The organism is Mycobacterium sp. ZZG (assembly GCF_054786995.1).
The window spans coordinates 1-613 of the sequence record NZ_JBTBFV010000194.1 but is presented as its reverse complement, the minus strand read 5'-3'; the positions used below and the strand labels follow the sequence as shown (position 1 = coordinate 613).

1 protein-coding gene and 1 pseudogene are annotated in these 613 nt (G+C 60.7%); one reads left to right on the top strand and one right to left on the bottom strand.

The features are described from left to right. Positions 1-338: ArsI/CadI family heavy metal resistance metalloenzyme (locus tag ACXMYJ_RS29315; RefSeq protein ID WP_460359576.1), on the bottom strand; the 338-nt coding region annotated here is incomplete at its 3' end. Positions 339-435: 97 nt separating this feature from the next. Between ACXMYJ_RS29315 and ACXMYJ_RS29310 the strand changes: the two are divergent. Then, a pseudogene (locus ACXMYJ_RS29310) lies at positions 436-613 on the top strand (Rv2640c family ArsR-like transcriptional regulator); the annotation flags it as partial.

Sequence of the window (613 nt, the reverse complement as noted above, 5' to 3'; positions counted from 1 at the left end):
TCCCACTTCTCCTTCGCCGGTCCGGTCACCCACACCTTGTCCTGCGTCGCGAAACAGCAGGTGGAGTTGATCTCCTCCTGGGTGAACAGGCCCTCCCCGGACAACCGGGCGATCTCGGCGTGCACCTTCTCGCTCGACTCGACCTCGACGCCGAGATGGTTGATCGTGCCGCCCTGGCCGGGATTCTCCAGCAGCACCAGCTTCAGCGGCGGCTCGACCACCGCGAAGTTGGCGTATCCCGGCTTGCGTTTGGCCGGGCTGGTGTTGAACAGCTTGGAGTAGAACTCGATTGCGGTATCGAGATCATCGACATTGAGCGCCAGCTGCATACGGGACATGACCATCACCTTCACCTGTGAGACATATATCGAACTACTGACACCTGCAGGGTGCCACCTTTTCGACATATGTCAAGTACCAGGGTATGGTCAGGTCATGCCGAAGACCTTGCCGATGGTCGACATCAGTGCCCCGATCTGCTGCGCACCGGTATCCGCGGCCCCGCTCGATGACGACACCGCCCTAGAAATCGCTCTGCGACTCAAGGCCCTGGCCGATCCGGTCCGGATTAAACTCGTCTCGATCCTGCTCGCCGACACCGGGAACGGGATCT